This is a genomic window from Pseudoflavonifractor sp. AF19-9AC, from assembly GCF_003478995.1.
In the GTDB taxonomy this organism is placed as follows: Bacteria; Bacillota; Clostridia; order Oscillospirales; family Oscillospiraceae; genus Lawsonibacter.
On sequence record NZ_QUGI01000006.1, the window covers coordinates 15,018 to 31,199 of the forward strand.

Sequence of the window (16,182 nt, forward strand, 5' to 3'; positions counted from 1 at the left end):
TGTAGTATATAATTAACAACTACAATTGTAGAGGATAAGGAGCATCCCACTATGAAGCGACTTCCGGATACCGAACTTGAGGTCATGAAGGCCCTGTGGGCCTCAGGGCCGGACACCCCCCGGGCTCAGCTGGAACAGAGCCTGGAGCCCTTTCACTGGGCACCCAACACCATCAACACCTACCTGACCCGTCTGGCGGAGAAGGGCTTTGTGTCCGTGCGCCGGGAGGGACGGGGCAATCTCTATTCTCCCCTGGTGAAGCTGGAGGACTATCAGTCCTTTGAGAGCCGCAGCGTGCTCTCCCGGCTGTACGGCAGCTCCCCCAAGAATTTCGTGGCCGCTCTGGCCCGGGAAGGGCTGGCCCGCCGGGATCTGGAGGAGTTGAAGCAGCTGGTAGACGAGCTGAGCGGAGGGGAGAACGATGCCTGATTTTCTGCCTGCGCTGGGCGCGCTGACGCTGGGAGGCAGCGTTGTGGTTTTGGTTCTCTCCCTGGTGTCCCGCTCCACCCGTTCCAGGTATGGGGCCCGGTGGCGCTGCTGGGCCTGGCTTCTGCTGTGCCTGCGTCTGGCCATCCCCCTGCCCCTGCTGCCCCAGGGGGCGCAGGAGGCCAAAGCTCCCATTCAGCTGACCGTCCCCTCCGACCCCATTATTTTCCAGGGCCGCCCCGCCCGTCCCAATCCAGGCGTCAGCTCATCCTCCTCCGGCGACCTCTCCGTCCCAGCAGGCTCCAATCAGACGGAGCAGAGTCCCTCCACCTCCGTCTCATCTCCGGGTCAGGACCAGACAACGTCCTCCGATACCTCCGCTCAGCCCCCCGCCGCCTCCGGGTTTTCCCTCTCTCTGTCCCAGGTGGTGACGGCGGTGTGGCTGGCAGGGGCCGCGGCAACGCTCATTTGGGCCTTCGTCTCCCATCTGCGCTTTTTGCTTTATCTGCGGCGGTGGGCCAGCCCGGTGACCAACCCCGCCACCGTCCAGCTGTTCAACGAGCTGGGCAACCAGCTGCACCTGGACCGCCGTCCCCGGCTCATGACTTGTCAGGGGCTGCGGGTACCCATGCTGGCCGGCCTCATCCGCCCCGTGCTGCTGCTGCCCGAGTATGTCCCCTCGGACTCCGCCCTGCGGTACTCCATGCTCCATGAGCTGACCCACTTCCGCCGTAAGGACATCGGACTGAAAACCCTGGCCCTGCTGGCCAATGCCTTGCACTGGTTTAATCCCCTCATGTGGTACATGACCCGGCTGGTGGAACGGGACACGGAGCTGGCCTGCGACGAGGCCGCCCTGCGGACCCTCCCCGCCCAGGAGCATCGGGCCTACGGTCAGACCATTCTGGACGCGGTGGCCCAGCTGAAGGGCACCTGCTCCACTCCATCCTGATTTTTCACATTCCGCAGCCGTTATAGAAAAAGGAGGCCGCTATGAACTCCCCTTCTCCCACTCCGCCCCGCTCTCCCCTGAGCACCCGCCTGTCCGGCTCAGCCAGGGAGACCGAACTGCGCATCCGCAGCATCTTCCAGTGGAAAAAGAAGCGCCCGCCGCTTCTGCTCATGGCCCTGATGGGGGCGCTCATTCTTCTGTGCGGGTCCCTGGTGTCCTGCCAGGTGAAGGCCGCCGCCCCGCCCGCCGGGCCGGAATTTACCCTCACCCAGCGGGGCACGGAAACCGTCCCCTTTGACCATCTGCTGGGGTACAGCGGCACGGTCTCCCACACCGTCTTTGACGAGGGCCCGGATCAGTATGTCTATGAAATGACTCTGCCCGATGGAACCGCGTTCACGCTGGCGGAGCACAGCGGCGACGTATTCCACCTGGATCTGGACGGCGACGGCGAGCTGGAGCTTGTCTGCAGCAATCCCTACGGCTCTCTCACCGTCTTCCGGCGCTGGTCCGACGGCTCCATCCGCTCTCAGGAGCTCTCCCAGGCGGCGGCGAATCTGCTGGGACTGGAGGGGAAGGGCTTACAGTTGGTCACCCTCACTTTCCACCCGGAGGACCAAACCGTGACCGTTCAGCCCACCTCCGGCCAGGAGGCGGCCGCTTTCCCTCTGTTTCAGCTTCTGGAAGCGGCCCACACCGGCGACATCGTTCTCCCGGCCGACCAGCAGCCCCCGGAAGAGAGCGCAAGCATCGTGTTCTGCGACCGGGTCAATCTGGACGGCCAGGGCGGCGAGGATGACAGCGTGGTGGTCACCTCCCGCCGCGTGGACAATTCCTATGGCGGCCGGACTGACCTGGAGGTCACCCTGGGCAGCGGGGAAACTCTGAGCTGGAGCCTGGACCTGGGCGCCTACTGGCCCATCCTCTCCACCGCTTTCCTCACCTCCACGGATCACCAGTGCCTGGTGCTGGAGCTGGATGACCGCACCTCCAACTACAGAGGAGCCATTTACTTCGTCCTGGAGGTGGTAGACGGCCAGCTGAAGGAGCGGTTCTCGCTGGATTGGGAAAACCAGGAGGACATTACCTCTATATATGGCGCCTATGTGCGGTCCGGCTCGGATGGCCTGCAGGAGCTGCGTCTGCCCCATTTGGAGGACAAGTGGCACGCTCCGGTGTGGAACACCCTGTCCTGGTCTCAGGAGAAGCAGCAGTTCCAGCTGAGCTCTGACGGCTACTTCACCGACACACTGGAGATTACCGTGGAAGAAACCCGCACCCTTACCCTGGCGCTCCGTGGGCGGCGATTTGTGGATCACAACAGCCTCTACGAGTCCAGCTATCTCCACTATGACCAGATCGAGGTGTGGGACAGGGGGCGGCTCCTCCAGACCATTCTCCCGGAGTTTCCCCTCCCAACCTCCAATGTCTTTGATGCGGACACCCTGGCCCGGACCACCATTCCATCGGAATGTTATCCACCCTCCGGATTTTCCGCAGAGTCCTACAAGGAGGTCTATGTCCAGGACATCAACTTTGACGGTGCGGAGGATCTTGGCCTGCCCTGCGACATCACCAATCGGGATATGCACGCCTGGTACCTGTGGAATCCCATCACCGAGCAGTTTGAGTATTCCTTCGCTCTGGCGGGAGCGATCACCGTGGACGAAGAAAACCAGCAGCTGATTGAGCGCCCCTTGGACCCTGAAACCCCCGAGGGCTCCCCCGCCGCCTACTCCTACAATGCCCGCGGGCAGCTGGTGTGGTCGGGCGCCCCGGAACAGGAATGACAATCAAAGCCTCGAATTTTAAAAAGGAGACTGTTATGACCCGGAATCCCCCTTCCCCGCCCCGCTCCCCCTTTGCCACCCGCCTGTCCGGGCACACCAGCGAGACGGAGCTTCGCATCCGCAGCATCTTTCAGTGGAAAAAGAAACGCCCGCCGGTGTGGAGCATGGTTCTGGCGGGACTGCTGATTCTCTCCTGCGGCTCTCTGGTGTCCTGCCAGGTCCGCCGGGAGGTCCCGTCCGACACTTCCGTCTCTGCTCCTGCGTCCGACCCCGCGCTCGCCACCCACCAGGAGACGGAGCGCAGCGTCCGCACCGACGTCCGCACCCTTCGAACTGCCTCGGGCCGGGAACTCACCGTAGCGCTGGAGGAGCAAAAAATGGAGGGAGAATACCTGGAAAACTGGTATCAGGTAACCAGCATCCAGGTCTATGACGGAGAGTCTCTCATTCAGGCCATCGATCCCGCCTCCCTGGAGTGGCCCCAGCCCGCCTCCCCGGACGACGGCCTGTACGTCATGCGGGAGCACGACTATATGGAGCCCCAGGTGCTGGACCTGAACGCCGACGGCTCAGAAGACCTGGGCGTCATGGCGGAGCTTCTGCCCCCCAAGTCCCCCAGCTTTGCCTGGTTCCTCTGGGACGAGGACCAGGAGCAGCTGGTTCTCTCCGCCTGGCTCACCGACTTTCTCATCACCGCCCGGCGCGGCACATACAGCCTCTCCCCCGACCTGGAATTCTACTGCAATTTCTACACCTACAACGCCGACGGGACCTGGGAAACGGCACAGGAGAGGCAACCCTACCGCCCTCTCATTCCCGACGATTCCCGCCCCTTTGTCTGGGCCGAGCTTTACCAGGTGACCGGGGGCAAGGAAATTTTCTTCGGCCAGGTGCTCCAGCCCACGGACTGACCTTCTTCGTCTCTCCCCTCCCTTTTCTCTTTATTTGCCAAAGGAGGCTCTTATGAAACGCCTTTCTCAAACACTGCCCCGCTCCCCCTTTGCCACCCACCTGTCTGGCTCGGCCAAGGAGACAGAGCTGCGCATCCGAAACATTTTCCAGTGGAAAAAGAAGCGCCCGCCCCTGTGGCTCATGGTCCTGGTGGGAGCCGTCATCCTGCTGTGCGGCTCTCTGGTCTCCTGCCAGAGCCAGATGCAAACCGTGTCCCTGTCCATGGACACGCAGTACTACGACGCCAAGGAAAATTACATTGAAATCCCCGTCCTCACCGGGTCCGGCGAAGGGGTAACCGCCATCAACGAGGCCTTGGCCCAGCTGAAGGCGGATTACCAGCCTATTCTGAGCGGTTCCCTCCAGACCGCCCAGGAGACCCACTGTCTCCTCTACCCCTCGGAAACAGAACGCTATCTCAGCCTAGTGCTCTTCCGGGAGGAATACCGCACCGACCTGGTCTCCGGACACGTCACCTCTCTGGTTTACGACAAGAAAACCGGGCAGCAGGTGACCCTGGCCCAGGCGCTGGAGCTGGCCGGTCAGACGGAGGACGGACTCTGTCAGGCTCTGGCCCAGCAGTTTGACCCCATTGTGCAAAAGGACAATCCTGACGCCGACGTGTGCATCCAGAACCAGGCGCTGGAGGGCTTCCGCATGGGGTCGGACGGCCAGCCCGTCTTCTACCTCACCGCCCGGACCGACGACCGGGACGACAGGGTCCAGGACACGGTCAGCGGATGCGAGGACCTCTACATCTGGCAGGGCGGGAGCTTCACCCGCTACGACCAGTACAACGTCACCGAGCCGCAGCCCCTGGTACCGGCGGAGGAGTGTCTCGATCTGGATCCTCCCCTGTGGCGTCAGTGGTACTTTGCAGGCGATCAGCCGGAGGGTGGGTTCTCTTCCGTCTCCGGTCTCAGTGAGGCGGAGCGCACGCTTCTTCAGGCGCTGTATGATGCTTTAAATGGCAATATCGCCGCCGACACCATGGACGAAGCCACTCCTACCCTGCTCCAGTCTGCCAGTCTGGACGGCTACACCTTGGCCGCCGCCTCCTTCCGGGATGACTATTCCGTCTATCTGGTCATTGGCTCCTATGAAGAGGCCTCCGGCAAGCTCACCGACCCCACCCTTGTGGCTTCCACCCGGGGCGGAGCCCCTCACACCCGTCTCTTCCTCCAAGACGGGACGCCCAGCCTTCTCTATACTCTGAACGGCATGTCCCAGGGCCTTCTTTACGGAGACTCGGGCGTGGTCCAGCTCCGTGACGGAAAGCTCTTCTGGATTTGGCCTGTGGAGGGCAATATCATGCAGCTGGGCACCCAGGCTCAAACCGACTATTTCCCCTACTGGGCCGACCACCTGGCCCTCCTGTCCCCCGGCGGGGTGGATGTGTTCGTCCAGACCAACAACGATGCGGTCAACGGGGACGGCCCCCAGTGGGTTCTCGACCACAACGAGCAGTTCTACGCTGTCCCGGAGGACCAGTTGACCACAGGCATCTACTACCAGGTCCGGACGTGGCTGGAGGAGTTTACTCGAAATCAATATAACCCCTGGAACAGTCAGAACGCATCCGCCGTGTGGCAGATTGTCTCCCTCACCCCGGAGGACGGCGTGTACCGGGAGCGAAACTTCGAAGGCCAGGTCTACTACAACCTGGTGGCCCAGGCAGACAACGGTCAGGATTTGTACCTCAACGCCTCTATCCTCTATGACCACGGCAACGGCAGGGTCGTAGACGTCAGCCGCTGTGTCATGGGCACCGGCGCGGAGCTGGGAACGGCGGACTTCTCCGGTCTGACGGCCGATAACGCCTCCCGGGACATTCTGATCCGCACCTATCTGGAGACATGCATAGACGTACCCAAGTGGTACTATCTGGAGGATCTGCCTGACAACAGCGTGGAGGGGGCCATGAGTGTGGACACGGTGACCCCCATCAACTCCGGGGAAACAGACGGACAGCGCTGGACGGTCTTTGAGCTGGATTTCGGCATCTACTATTTTGACGGCGCCCCCCTCCGCCTGAGCTGGCACGGCGGCATCAACCACGCATACATCAGCCTGGCACAGGATGAGAACGGAAGCTACACCCGGGTGCTGGGCTTTGGGAATGACATCGCCGACCAGCCGGACGCCCAGCCGGCCAGTTCCCTGCTGAACGAACAGGTCTGCCTCTACCGGGAGGGCTTTGATCTCCCGGTAGGACCGGGTATCTCTCTCGACTTCTCCTGTCTGGACACCATGCACATCGAGGAGGAAACGCTGGCGGACTACGAGCCCATCTACAATTCCGGCGATTACTGGTTCCGCAGCAGCGGCCAGGTAGGGGACGAGACCTTTACCGCCCTGAGCTACCACGACAGCACCACCGGTCAGAACACCATCAACACCCTGGACACCACTATGACGGACCTCACCACGCCCCAGGGCGTCCAGGTTGGGGACAGCCGGGCAGAGGTGCTGGAGGCCTACCCCACCGCTGTGGCCGGGAACTACTGGGGCCGGTACCCGGATGCAGACATGCTCTACTACATTCCCGGCCTGGACCCGGAACAATCCGATGGCTTCTATGATGAACTGGGCCCCGCTATTCTGTTCTTCTTCAAGGGGGACACTCTGTCCCAAATCACCCTGACCAACATGTTTAATTAAAACCTTTCTGCCCCTGATAGGAAAGGAGAGCCCTATGAACCGCACCTCCCCCACGCCGCCCCGCTCCCCCTTTGCCACCCACCTGTCCGGCTCGGCCAGGGAGACGGAGCTGCGCATCCGAAATATCTTCCAATGGAAAAAGAAGCGCCCGCCCCTGTGGCTCATGGCCCTGGTGGGGGCGGTGATCCTGCTGTGCGGCTCCCTGGTCTCCTGCCAGAGCCAGGCCAAACAGGCCTCCCCGGTAGAGCTTCAGCTTCAGTACTACGACCAGCTGGGCAACTATGTGGAGGTGCCCGCCCTGGCAGTACCTGAAACGGAGGACGCCCGCGCCCTCAACGAGGAGCTGTCCGCCCTGGCGACGGAATACCGCACTGCCATCGACCAGATCTCCTATGGCCAGCAGGGGGATTGGTTCCGCTGTCTGTGCTACCCCACCCAGACAGACCGGTACCTCAGCCTGGTGCTCTACCGGTACGACCAGGGGACAGCCGCAGGACTCGCCGGTTTCTCCCCCACTCTGTCCACCTGGGTGTATGACCGAAAGGAAGGACGGCTGGTCACGGAGGACGAGGCCTGGAGCCTGGCGGGTACCAGTCTGGAGGCGCTGCGCGCCCAGCTGGCGGAGGAAACCACGGCCGCTCCCACCGATAATCAGGTCCTGGAGGAGGTCAGTCTGGCCGGTTTCCGGATTGGCGAAGAGAACCAGGTCACCGTTTACCTCTCCTCCGTCCACACCTCCGGGGAGGACGTGGAGTTTGACCGGCTCTACCAGTGGCAGGGCGGGACCCTGGAGCGCTGCCCGTCTCCCAGTATCACCCCCCAGGTTGAAGAATATCTGGTCCCGGCGGAGGAGACCATGGAACTCTCCCCCGCCCTGTGGTGCCGATGGAACGCCGACGGCGGAGAGCCGGAGGGCGGCTGGGACCCGGTCCCCATGAGCGAGTCGGTACAAAACCATCAGCTGGCCCGACGGACCATCGAGTCCTATGAATATCTCTACGGCACAAGTGAGTATCGGCTGTTCTCCCATGCCCAGGGCTCCCGCACCCTGATGCTGGTGGAAAGCACAGGCGCCCCCCACGCTGCCGGTCTGGACAATCTGGTCCTGGGCGTGTGGGATGAGGATGCCCAGGATTTCACGGGAGAAAGCTATCTCATCGGCGGCGACAACGGCCTCTGGTCCACTTGGGAGGAGGGCGAGGTCCTGTGGCTGCTGTGCTCCAACTCCACCACCTACCAGGGGGATGAGACCTGCAGCGGTCTCGGCCTGTTCCGCTTCGCGGACAGCACGCTGGAGCGGGTGCTGGAGCTGCCCCAGGCCGCCCTGGACAGCAGCATTCTCCCCGACACGGAGGAGGCCCGGTACCTTCTGCACCCCCAGGGAGACTCGGAGACGGGTTCTCTCTCTTATACCTTCTGGTCCGGCCGTCTGGCCATTCCCGGAGAGGGCGGCTTTGACCTCTACGAGAAGAATCCTTCCTACAATCCTTATCACCCCACCTCCACACCCACATCCCAGTGGCTGTACCGGGGTTTTGTCCCCCTCTCCGACCAAAAAGCCGCGGTCTTGTCCGGAGGCGATCCCCAAGCGCGGAGCTACTACGCCTCCCTTCTGGAGAATGTGCTGATCGGCCAGCCTCTCCCGGACGCTCTGTACGACTTTTCCGCCGACCGTCCCGTCTCCCCCTCCCGGTATATTGAGAACCGGTTTGGGGTCTATGATGTGGACGGGGATGGCCGGGAGGAGCTGTTGCTGTCCCTCTACACCACCATCGTCGCCGGGCAGGGCACCTATGTGCTGGACTACCAGGCGGACACGGACACCCTCCTGCTCCAGAGCCCGGACCGCTTCGGACTGGAGCCCATCTTTTACGAAAACGGCACGGTGCTCTCCCCCTGGAGTCACAACCAGGGCTGGGGCGGACGGTTCTGGCCCTATACGGTGTACCAGTATGAGCCCGGGAGTGACAGCTACTCCTACGCAGGCTCGGCAGACGCCTGGGACCGGAAGATTTCCGACCAAAATCCCGACTTTCCTGCTTTTCCGGAAGAGCTGGACGTGAGCAACAGCGGCTTTCTCTACTATCTGGACGGGGATGACACTCCGGTGGACGAGTCGGTCTATCTCCAGTGGCTGGAGGGACACACAGGGGGCACCAGTCCCCTGCCGGTACAGTGGTTTGCTCTTACCGAGCAGAACATTGCCCGGCTGTCCGGCCGGTAAATTCGGCCCGCCCCGTCCTTTTGTCTGCCGCTTCGCTAAAACATTAGCACACTTTTCTCTTGCACCCCGGCCGAAAAACAGTTATACTGTGTTTCAAGAGAGCGGGACCGGTTCATCCGGTCAGATCCTGCCAGAAGGATGCTGGCAACCATTTTACATTATTTAGGAGGAACACAGTATGAAAGTCGCATTATTCGGCGCCGGCACCATGGGCCGCGGTATTGCTCAGGTTTTTGCCGCCAAGGGTCACACCGTCCTGATGTACGCCAGCAGCCCCGCATCCGCCCAGCGCCATAAGGATACCCTGGGCAAGTCCCTGCAGAAGCGGGTGGAGAAGGGCAAGATGGCTCAGGAGGCCGTGGACGCCCTGATGGCCAACGTCCTCATTCCCCAGACCCACGAGGAGGCCGCCGACGTCGATCTGGTCATCGAGTGCGTCAAGGAGGAAATGGCCACCAAGAAGGAGCTGCTCCATGAGCTGGACGGCTTCTGCAAGGAGGGCACCATCTTCGCCTCCAACACCTCCTCCCTCTCCATCACCGAGATGGGCAACGGCCTGAAGCACCCCGTCATCGGCATGCACTTCTTCAATCCCGTCCCCTCCATGAAGCTCATCGAGATCATCCGCGGTGCCAACACCACCCAGGAGACCTTCGACTTCATCTATAACCTCTCCAAGGAGATCGGCAAGGATCCCGTTGAGGTGGCCGAGGCCCCCGGCTTTGTGGTCAACAAGATCCTTATCCCCATGATCAACGAGGCCATCGGCCTGGTGGAGACCGGCGTGGCCAGCGTGGAGGACATCGACAAGGCCATGATGCTGGGTGCCAATCACCCCATGGGCCCCCTGGCTCTGGGCGACTTCGTGGGCCTGGACGTGTGCCTGGCCATTATGGACACCCTGTACACTGAGACCGGCGATCCCAAGTACCGTCCCGCCCTTCTGCTGAAGAAGATGGTCCGCGGCGGTCTGCTGGGCCGCAAGTCCGGCAAGGGCTTCTACGACTACTCCAAGTAATTGGCTTCCTTCGGCTCCCCGATCCGCTGGATCGGGGAGCCGTTTTCGTTCTGCGCTTAACCCTCATTTTACGAAAAGTTCATTACTTTTTATGGTATTTGATGGCTCTTTCTGTTTTTGCTAAAACATTTCTGCAAAAACTGTGCATTTTACCAGACATATCCCCCTTGCACTCCCAGGGGAAAACCGTTATAATTTTAACAGTAAAATTCCCTTGCCGCGCGTACATACTTTATCGCAACAGCGGGAAAAGCCCGTGTTGCGGTTTTTTCGGGCTTTCTTTGTTAAAATAATAACGATTTCCCGGCCGCGCGGTCCCTTTCCCCCATATCGTCTGCTCCCTCGTCCGGCGCCGTCCGTCCCGGTCAGACGGACCCGCTCCGACCAAGAGCGTCTACGATGATGTCAGTTAAGTATTAAAAACTAGGAGGACTGAAAAATGGATTTTCACCTGTCTAAGGAACAAGAGATGGTCCGCAAGATGTACCGCGAGTTCGCCGAGAACGAGGTCAAGCCTCTGGCCGAGGAGATCGACGAGGAAGAGCGCTTCCCCATGGAGACCGTGGAGAAGATGGGCAAGCTGGGCATGATGGGCATCTACTTCCCCAAGCAGTACGGCGGCGCCGGCGGCGATGTTCTGTCCTACGCCATGTGCGTGGAGGAGCTGGCCAAGGTTTGCGGCACCACCGCCGTTATCGTCTCCGCTCACACCTCTCTGTGCTGCGCCCCCATTTTCGAGCACGGCACCGAGGAGCAGAAGATGAAGTACCTGCCTGACCTTCTGTCCGGTAAGAAGGTCGGCGCTTTCGGCCTGACCGAGCCCAACGCCGGTACCGACGCCTCCGGCCAGCAGACCACTGCCGTTCTGGAGGGTGACCACTACGTCCTCAACGGCTCCAAGTGCTTCATCACCAACGGCACTGTGGCCGAGACCTTCGTGGTCTTCGCTATGACCGATCCCAAGGCCGGCAACCACGGCATCTCCGCCTTCATCGTGGAGAAGAGCTTCCCCGGCTTCTCCGTGGGCAAGCACGAGAAGAAGATGGGTATCCGCGGTTCCTCCACCTGCGATCTGATCTTCGAGGACTGCATCGTCCCCAAGGAGAACCTGCTGGGCAAGGAAGGCCAGGGCTTCAAGATCGCCATGCAGACTCTGGACGGCGGCCGTATCGGCATCGCTGCTCAGGCTCTGGGTCTGGGCGAGGGCGCTGTGAATGAGGCTGTCAAGTACACTCAGGAGCGTATCCAGTTCAAGAAGCGTCTGAGCCAGTTCCAGAACACCCAGTTCCAGCTGGCCGACATGCACACCCGTATGCAGGCCGCTCAGTACCTGGTGTACGCCGCCGCTGTGAAGAAGCAGAACCACGAGCCCTACGGCATGGACTCTGCCATGGCCAAGCTGTTCGCCGCTGAGGCCGCTAACGACGTGACCCGCAAGGCCGTGCAGCTGTTCGGCGGCTACGGCTACACCCGTGAGTACCCCGTGGAGCGCATGATGCGCGACGCCAAGATCACCGAGATCTACGAGGGTACTTCCGAGGTTCAGCGCATGGTTATCTCCCGCGCGCTGGGTGTGAAATAAGTTAGGAGGCAGATGGAAATGAAAATCATTGTTTGTGTGAAGCAGGTCCCCGATACCTCTGGTAAGGTGGCCGTGAACCCCGACGGCACCCTGAACCGTGCCTCCATGGCTACCATCACCAACCCCGATGACCTGAACGCTGTTGAGGCCGCCCTGACTCTGAAGGAGCAGACCGGCGCCGAGGTCGTTGTGGTCTCCATGGGCCCCCCGCCCGCCGAGGGAATGCTGCGTGAGGTTATGGCCCGCGGCGTGGATCGCGCCGTTCTGGTGTCCGGCCGTGAGTTCGGCGGCTCCGATACCTACGCCACCTCTCAGATCCTGGCCGCTGCCATCAACAAGATCGGCGTGGAGAAGGAAGACATCGTGATGTGCGGCCGTCAGGCCATCGACGGCGACACCGCTCAGGTTGGTCCCCAGATCGCCGAGAAGCTGGGTCTGCCCCAGGTCTCCTACGCCGCCGACATCAAGAAGGACGGCGACACCCTGACCATCAAGCGGATGCTGGAGGACGGCTACATGACCATCAAGGTCAAGACCCCCTGCCTGGTCACCTGCATCAAGGAGCTGAACGAGCCCCGTTACATGAGCGTGAATGGCATCTTTGAATGCTACTCCAAGCCCTACGAGGTCTTCGATTACAACACTCTGAAGGACGATCCCCTCATCGATCCCTCCACCATCGGTCTGAAGGGCTCCCCCACCAACATCTTTAAGTCCTTTACTCCCCCCCAGAAGGGCGTGGGCATGATGCTGGAGGGCGCTGACAAGGCCACCTGCGAGAAGCTGGCCGGCATCCTTGCCGCCAAGCACCTGATCTGATAGAAGGGAGAATTGAAGAATATGTCTACTTACAACAGTGCTGCTATCGAGGAATTCAACGGCGGCGTTTGGGTATTTTGTGAGCAGCGCCAGGGCAAGATGATGCCCACCTCCTTCGAGCTGATCTCCGAGGGCCGCAAGCTGGCCGACGAGCTGGGCTCCAAGCTGTACGGCATTCTGCTGGGCCACAACATCGAGGGCATTGCCAAGGAACTGGGCGGCTACGGTGCTGACGGCGTGTACGTCTGCGACCACCCCCTGCTGGAGAACTACACCACCGACGGCTACACCAAGGTCATCTGCGACGTGATCCATGAGTACAAGCCCGAGGTGATGCTCATCGGCGCCACCAACATCGGCCGTGACCTGGGCCCCCGCTGCGCCGCCCGTCTGCACACCGGTCTGTGCGCCGACTGCACCCACTTGGACATCGACGTGCCCAAGTACAAGGAGTTCCTGCGTTCCGCTTCCACTCTGGCTCCTGCCATGATCGACAGCATCCCCGAGGATGACCGGAACCTGAAGATGACCCGTCCCGCCTTCGGCGGCCACCTGATGGCCACCATCATCTGCCCCCGCTTCCGTCCCGCCATGGCCACCGTCCGTCCCGGCGTGATGAAGAAGAACGCCTTCGACCAGGCCAAGGCTGACGCCTGCGAGATCATCAAGCCCAACTTCTCCCTCACCGAGGCCGACATGGAGACCCAGGTGACCGAGGTGGTCAAGGCCGCCAAGAAGCTGGTGGACCTCATCGGCGCCGACGTGGTCGTCTCCGTGGGCCGTGGTATCTCCAAGGACGTGGAAGGCGGCATCAAGCTGGCTGAGGAGCTGGCTGAGGTTCTGGGCGGCGTTGTGGGCGCCTCCCGTGCCGTGGTGGACTCCGGCTGGATGTCTGCTGACCACCAGGTTGGCCAGACCGGCAAGACCGTTCACCCCAAGATCTACGTGGCTCTGGGCATCTCCGGTGCTATCCAGCACAAGGCCGGCATGCAGGATTCCGAGTGCATCATCGCCGTGAACAAGAACGAGAACGCCCCCATCTTCGAGATCGCCGACTACGGCATCTGCGGCGACCTGTTCAAGGTTGCTCCCATGCTCATCGAGGCCATCAAGGCTGCCAAGGCTGCCAAGTAAGATTTCCTTTGCATATCAAAAAGCGCTCTGCCCAAAAAGAAGAGCGCTTTTTTGTTTCCTCACCTCCCCTCCTCCGGCGGCATACAGTGAAATAGAAACACATCGCCCCAAGGGCGACCGGCGGTCCCCCTTCGGCGGCGAGCGGAGGTGATATCATCAAACAGGAACTGAGCTTTTGGGTGGTGGGCGGCGACATGCGCCAGGCAAAACTGGCCCAGCTGCTGGCTGAGGATGGCCACACCGTCCACCTCTATGCCCTCCATGCAGCCCCGCCTGACGACCACCCAGGCCTTATCCATACAGACCGTCTGGACCACATCGAAAAAGCCGACTGCGTCATTCTGCCTCTGCCGGTGAGCCGGGAGCCTGGCATGCTCAATGCACCCTTCTCCCCTGAATCCCAGCCCCTGGAGCCCATTCTGGACCGACTCTCCCCCTCTCAATTTCTCTGCGGCGGACGGCTGGACCCGGAGCTAACGGCTATAGCCCAGGCCCGGGGGCTGACGGTCCGGGACTACTTCGCCCGGGAGGAGTTGGCGGTAGCCAACGCCGTCCCCACGGCGGAGGGTGCCCTTCAGCTGGCCATGGAGCATCTGCCCATCACCATCCATGGCGCGCGGGTGCTGGTCATCGGCTTTGGCCGGGTGGGGCGGCTTACCGCCCAGCGCTTCTCTGCCCTGGGCGCTAGAGTCAGCGTAGCCGCCCGGAAGTACGAGCAGCTGGCCTGGGCCCAGGCCATGGGCTTTGGCACTGAGCACCTTGAGCAGCTGGCCGGCTGGCTGTGCAGCTACAACCTGGTCATCAACACGGTTCCCGCCCAGGTACTGGGCCAAAAGGAGCTGGAGGATCTGCGCCGGGACTGCCTGGTGCTGGATCTGGCCTCCAAACCGGGCGGCGTGGATCTGGCGGCGGCAGGAGAACTGGGCTTGACCGTCATCTGGGCCCTCTCCCTGCCCGGCAAGGTGGCCCCGGTGACCGCCGGAGCGGCCATTAAGACCACAATCTATAATATGCTCCATGAATTGGGCCGCTGACGGCCCGGAAAGGAAGGTTCTCTTGGACAACATCACTGTGGGATTCGCCGTGTGCGGCTCCTTCTGCACCCACGCCAAGGCTATGACTGCCCTGGAGCAGGTACGGGCCCGCTGGCAGAATGTCATTCCCATCGTCTCCGAGTGCACCGCGGAAACGGACACCCGCTTTGGAAAGGCCCACGACCTGATGCGGGAAATGGAGCGCATCTGCGACCACCGGGTCATTGCCTCGGTGAAGGCAGCCGAGCCCATTGGCCCTCAGCATCTGCTGGACCTGCTCATCATCTGCCCCTGCACCGGAAACACCCTGGGCAAGCTGGCCTCGGGCGTGACCGACTCCAGCGTCACCATGGCCGCCAAGGCCCACCTGCGCAACGGCCGCCCTCTGCTTATTGCCCCCTCCACCAACGACGGGCTCTCCGGCTCCGCAGCCAGCATTGGCGCTCTTCTGAACCGGAAGTACATCTATTTCGTCCCCTTCGGGCAGGACGATCCCGCCAAAAAGCCCACCTCCCTGGTGGCGGACTTCTCCCAGGTGGCCGACGCCGCCCAGGCCGCTCTGGAGGGCCAACAGCTCCAGCCTCTGCTTCTGAGAACGTAAAAAAATGCCTGTGCCGACGGCACAGGCATTTTTTATGGAATGGTTTACTTGCCGCAGAAGTCCTTGGCCACTTCCACAATGTGGTCGGCGCACAGACCAAACTGCTTGAGCAGCGCGGCGGCAGGGCCGGAGTGACCGAACTCGTCGTTGACGCCGATGCGGCGCACGGGGGTGGGGCACTTCTCGGAGAGCACACCGCACACGGCCTCGCCCAGGCCGCCCAGAATGTTGTGCTCCTCGCAGGTGATGATCTTGCCGCACTCCTGAGCGGCCTTCAGCACCAGCTCCTCGTCCAGGGGCTTGATGGTGGCCATGTTAATAATCCGGGCCTGGATGCCCAGCTCAGCCAGGGCCTTGCCGGCCTCAATGGCCTCGGCCACCAGCAGACCGTTGGCAATGATGGCCACATCGGTACCATCCCGCAGCACCTCGCCCTTGCCAATCTGGAAGGAGTAGCCCTCCTCCTCATGGAAGACGGGAACGGCGGAGCGGCCAAAGCGCATATACACAGGGCCCACATGCTCGTAGGCGGCCTTTACCATGGCCCGGGCCTCCACATCATCGGCGGGGGACATGACCACCATGCCGGGGATGGAGCGCATCAGAGCGAAGTCCTCACAGCACTGGTGGGAGGCGCCGTCCTCACCCACGGAGATGCCGCCGTGAGTGGCGCCGATCTTCACGTTCAGGTGGGGGTAGCCGATGGAGTTGCGGATCTGCTCAAAGGCCCGCCCGGCGGCGAACATGGCAAAGGTGGAGGCAAAGGGCACCAGACCCATGGTGGAGGCACCGGCGGCCACCGCCATCATGTTGCCCTCAGCAATGCCGCAGTCGAAGTGACGGCCGGGGAAGGCCTTCTTAAAGGTTGAGGTCTTGGTGGCGCCAGCCAGGTCGGCGTCAAAGACGATCAGGTTGTCATGCTGCTGTCCCAGCTCCACCAGGGCATTTCCGTAGCTGTCCCGGGTGGCAATTTTCTTCACGTCGGCCATC

General features: G+C 61.8%; 13 protein-coding genes. 12 read left to right on the top strand and 1 reads right to left on the bottom strand.

What is annotated here, in order from left to right:
* The first annotated feature begins 51 nt into the window (after window positions 1–51).
* From DWX58_RS10660 to DWX58_RS10715, 12 genes are all read left to right on the top strand, one after another.
* Complete coding sequence (locus DWX58_RS10660; RefSeq protein WP_118643692.1) at window positions 52–429, top strand: BlaI/MecI/CopY family transcriptional regulator; 378 nt, start codon at window positions 52–54, stop codon at window positions 427–429.
* Complete coding sequence (locus tag DWX58_RS10665; RefSeq protein ID WP_118643694.1) at window positions 422–1,378, top strand: M56 family metallopeptidase; 957 nt, start codon at window positions 422–424, stop codon at window positions 1,376–1,378. Before DWX58_RS10660 ends, DWX58_RS10665 begins: the two co-directional genes overlap by 8 nt.
* Window positions 1,379–1,419: 41 nt before the next feature.
* Window positions 1,420–3,168 carry a hypothetical protein gene (locus tag DWX58_RS10670; RefSeq protein WP_118643696.1) on the top strand — a complete coding sequence of 583 codons (1,749 nt, stop codon included), beginning with the start codon at window positions 1,420–1,422 and terminating at the stop codon, window positions 3,166–3,168.
* Between the two features lie 35 nt (window positions 3,169–3,203).
* Window positions 3,204–4,079: a hypothetical protein gene (locus DWX58_RS10675; RefSeq protein ID WP_118643698.1), complete on the top strand. Its 876-nt coding sequence runs from the start codon at window positions 3,204–3,206 to the stop codon at window positions 4,077–4,079.
* Between the two features lie 52 nt (window positions 4,080–4,131).
* The gene (locus DWX58_RS10680) at window positions 4,132–6,780 is read left to right on the top strand and encodes a hypothetical protein (RefSeq protein ID WP_118643700.1); all 2,649 of its coding nucleotides are present in this window, start codon (window positions 4,132–4,134) and stop codon (window positions 6,778–6,780) included.
* A 34-nt stretch (window positions 6,781–6,814) separates the two neighbouring features.
* The gene (locus DWX58_RS10685; RefSeq protein WP_118643702.1) at window positions 6,815–9,004 is read left to right on the top strand and encodes a hypothetical protein; all 2,190 of its coding nucleotides are present in this window, start codon (window positions 6,815–6,817) and stop codon (window positions 9,002–9,004) included.
* Between the two features lie 178 nt (window positions 9,005–9,182).
* Window positions 9,183–10,022: a 3-hydroxyacyl-CoA dehydrogenase NAD-binding domain-containing protein gene (locus DWX58_RS10690; RefSeq protein WP_118643704.1), complete on the top strand. Its 840-nt coding sequence runs from the start codon at window positions 9,183–9,185 to the stop codon at window positions 10,020–10,022.
* Between the two features lie 439 nt (window positions 10,023–10,461).
* Window positions 10,462–11,604: an acyl-CoA dehydrogenase gene (locus DWX58_RS10695; protein ID WP_118643706.1), complete on the top strand. Its 1,143-nt coding sequence runs from the start codon at window positions 10,462–10,464 to the stop codon at window positions 11,602–11,604.
* Between the two features lie 18 nt (window positions 11,605–11,622).
* Window positions 11,623–12,423, top strand: a complete 801-nt coding sequence (gene acrB, locus DWX58_RS10700; protein WP_118643708.1) for an acryloyl-CoA reductase electron transfer subunit gamma — start codon at window positions 11,623–11,625, stop codon at window positions 12,421–12,423.
* Window positions 12,424–12,444: 21 nt separating this feature from the next.
* Complete coding sequence (acrA, locus tag DWX58_RS10705; protein WP_199648780.1) at window positions 12,445–13,557, top strand: acryloyl-CoA reductase electron transfer subunit beta; 1,113 nt, start codon at window positions 12,445–12,447, stop codon at window positions 13,555–13,557.
* A 167-nt stretch (window positions 13,558–13,724) separates the two neighbouring features.
* A complete protein-coding gene (dpsA, locus tag DWX58_RS10710) occupies window positions 13,725–14,591 on the top strand; it encodes a dipicolinate synthase subunit DpsA (RefSeq protein ID WP_279229865.1) in 867 nt (288 codons plus the stop codon).
* 22 nt (window positions 14,592–14,613) lie between these two features.
* Window positions 14,614–15,192: a dipicolinate synthase subunit B gene (locus DWX58_RS10715; RefSeq protein ID WP_118643710.1), complete on the top strand. Its 579-nt coding sequence runs from the start codon at window positions 14,614–14,616 to the stop codon at window positions 15,190–15,192.
* A 44-nt stretch (window positions 15,193–15,236) separates the two neighbouring features.
* Here DWX58_RS10715 and DWX58_RS10720 read toward each other — a convergent pair whose 3' ends face one another.
* The gene (locus tag DWX58_RS10720; protein ID WP_118643712.1) at window positions 15,237–16,181 is read right to left on the bottom strand and encodes a transketolase family protein; all 945 of its coding nucleotides are present in this window, start codon (window positions 16,179–16,181) and stop codon (window positions 15,237–15,239) included.
* Window position 16,182: the final 1 nt, after the last annotated feature.

Excerpts from the sequence above, each read along its gene's own strand:
- DWX58_RS10660 (WP_118643692.1), top strand. The coding sequence starts at position 52 with ATGAAGCGACTTCCGGATACCGAACTTGAGGTCATGAAGGCCCTGTGG.
- DWX58_RS10665 (WP_118643694.1), top strand. The coding sequence starts at position 422 with ATGCCTGATTTTCTGCCTGCGCTGGGCGCGCTGACGCTGGGAGGCAGC.
- DWX58_RS10670 (WP_118643696.1), top strand. The coding sequence starts at position 1,420 with ATGAACTCCCCTTCTCCCACTCCGCCCCGCTCTCCCCTGAGCACCCGC.
- DWX58_RS10675 (WP_118643698.1), top strand. The coding sequence starts at position 3,204 with ATGACCCGGAATCCCCCTTCCCCGCCCCGCTCCCCCTTTGCCACCCGC.
- DWX58_RS10680 (WP_118643700.1), top strand. The coding sequence starts at position 4,132 with ATGAAACGCCTTTCTCAAACACTGCCCCGCTCCCCCTTTGCCACCCAC.
- DWX58_RS10685 (WP_118643702.1), top strand. The coding sequence starts at position 6,815 with ATGAACCGCACCTCCCCCACGCCGCCCCGCTCCCCCTTTGCCACCCAC.
- DWX58_RS10690 (WP_118643704.1), top strand. The coding sequence starts at position 9,183 with ATGAAAGTCGCATTATTCGGCGCCGGCACCATGGGCCGCGGTATTGCT.
- DWX58_RS10695 (WP_118643706.1), top strand. The coding sequence starts at position 10,462 with ATGGATTTTCACCTGTCTAAGGAACAAGAGATGGTCCGCAAGATGTAC.
- acrB (WP_118643708.1), top strand. The coding sequence starts at position 11,623 with ATGAAAATCATTGTTTGTGTGAAGCAGGTCCCCGATACCTCTGGTAAG.
- acrA (WP_199648780.1), top strand. The coding sequence starts at position 12,445 with ATGTCTACTTACAACAGTGCTGCTATCGAGGAATTCAACGGCGGCGTT.
- DWX58_RS10720 (WP_118643712.1), bottom strand. The coding sequence starts at position 16,181 with ATGGCCGACGTGAAGAAAATTGCCACCCGGGACAGCTACGGAAATGCC.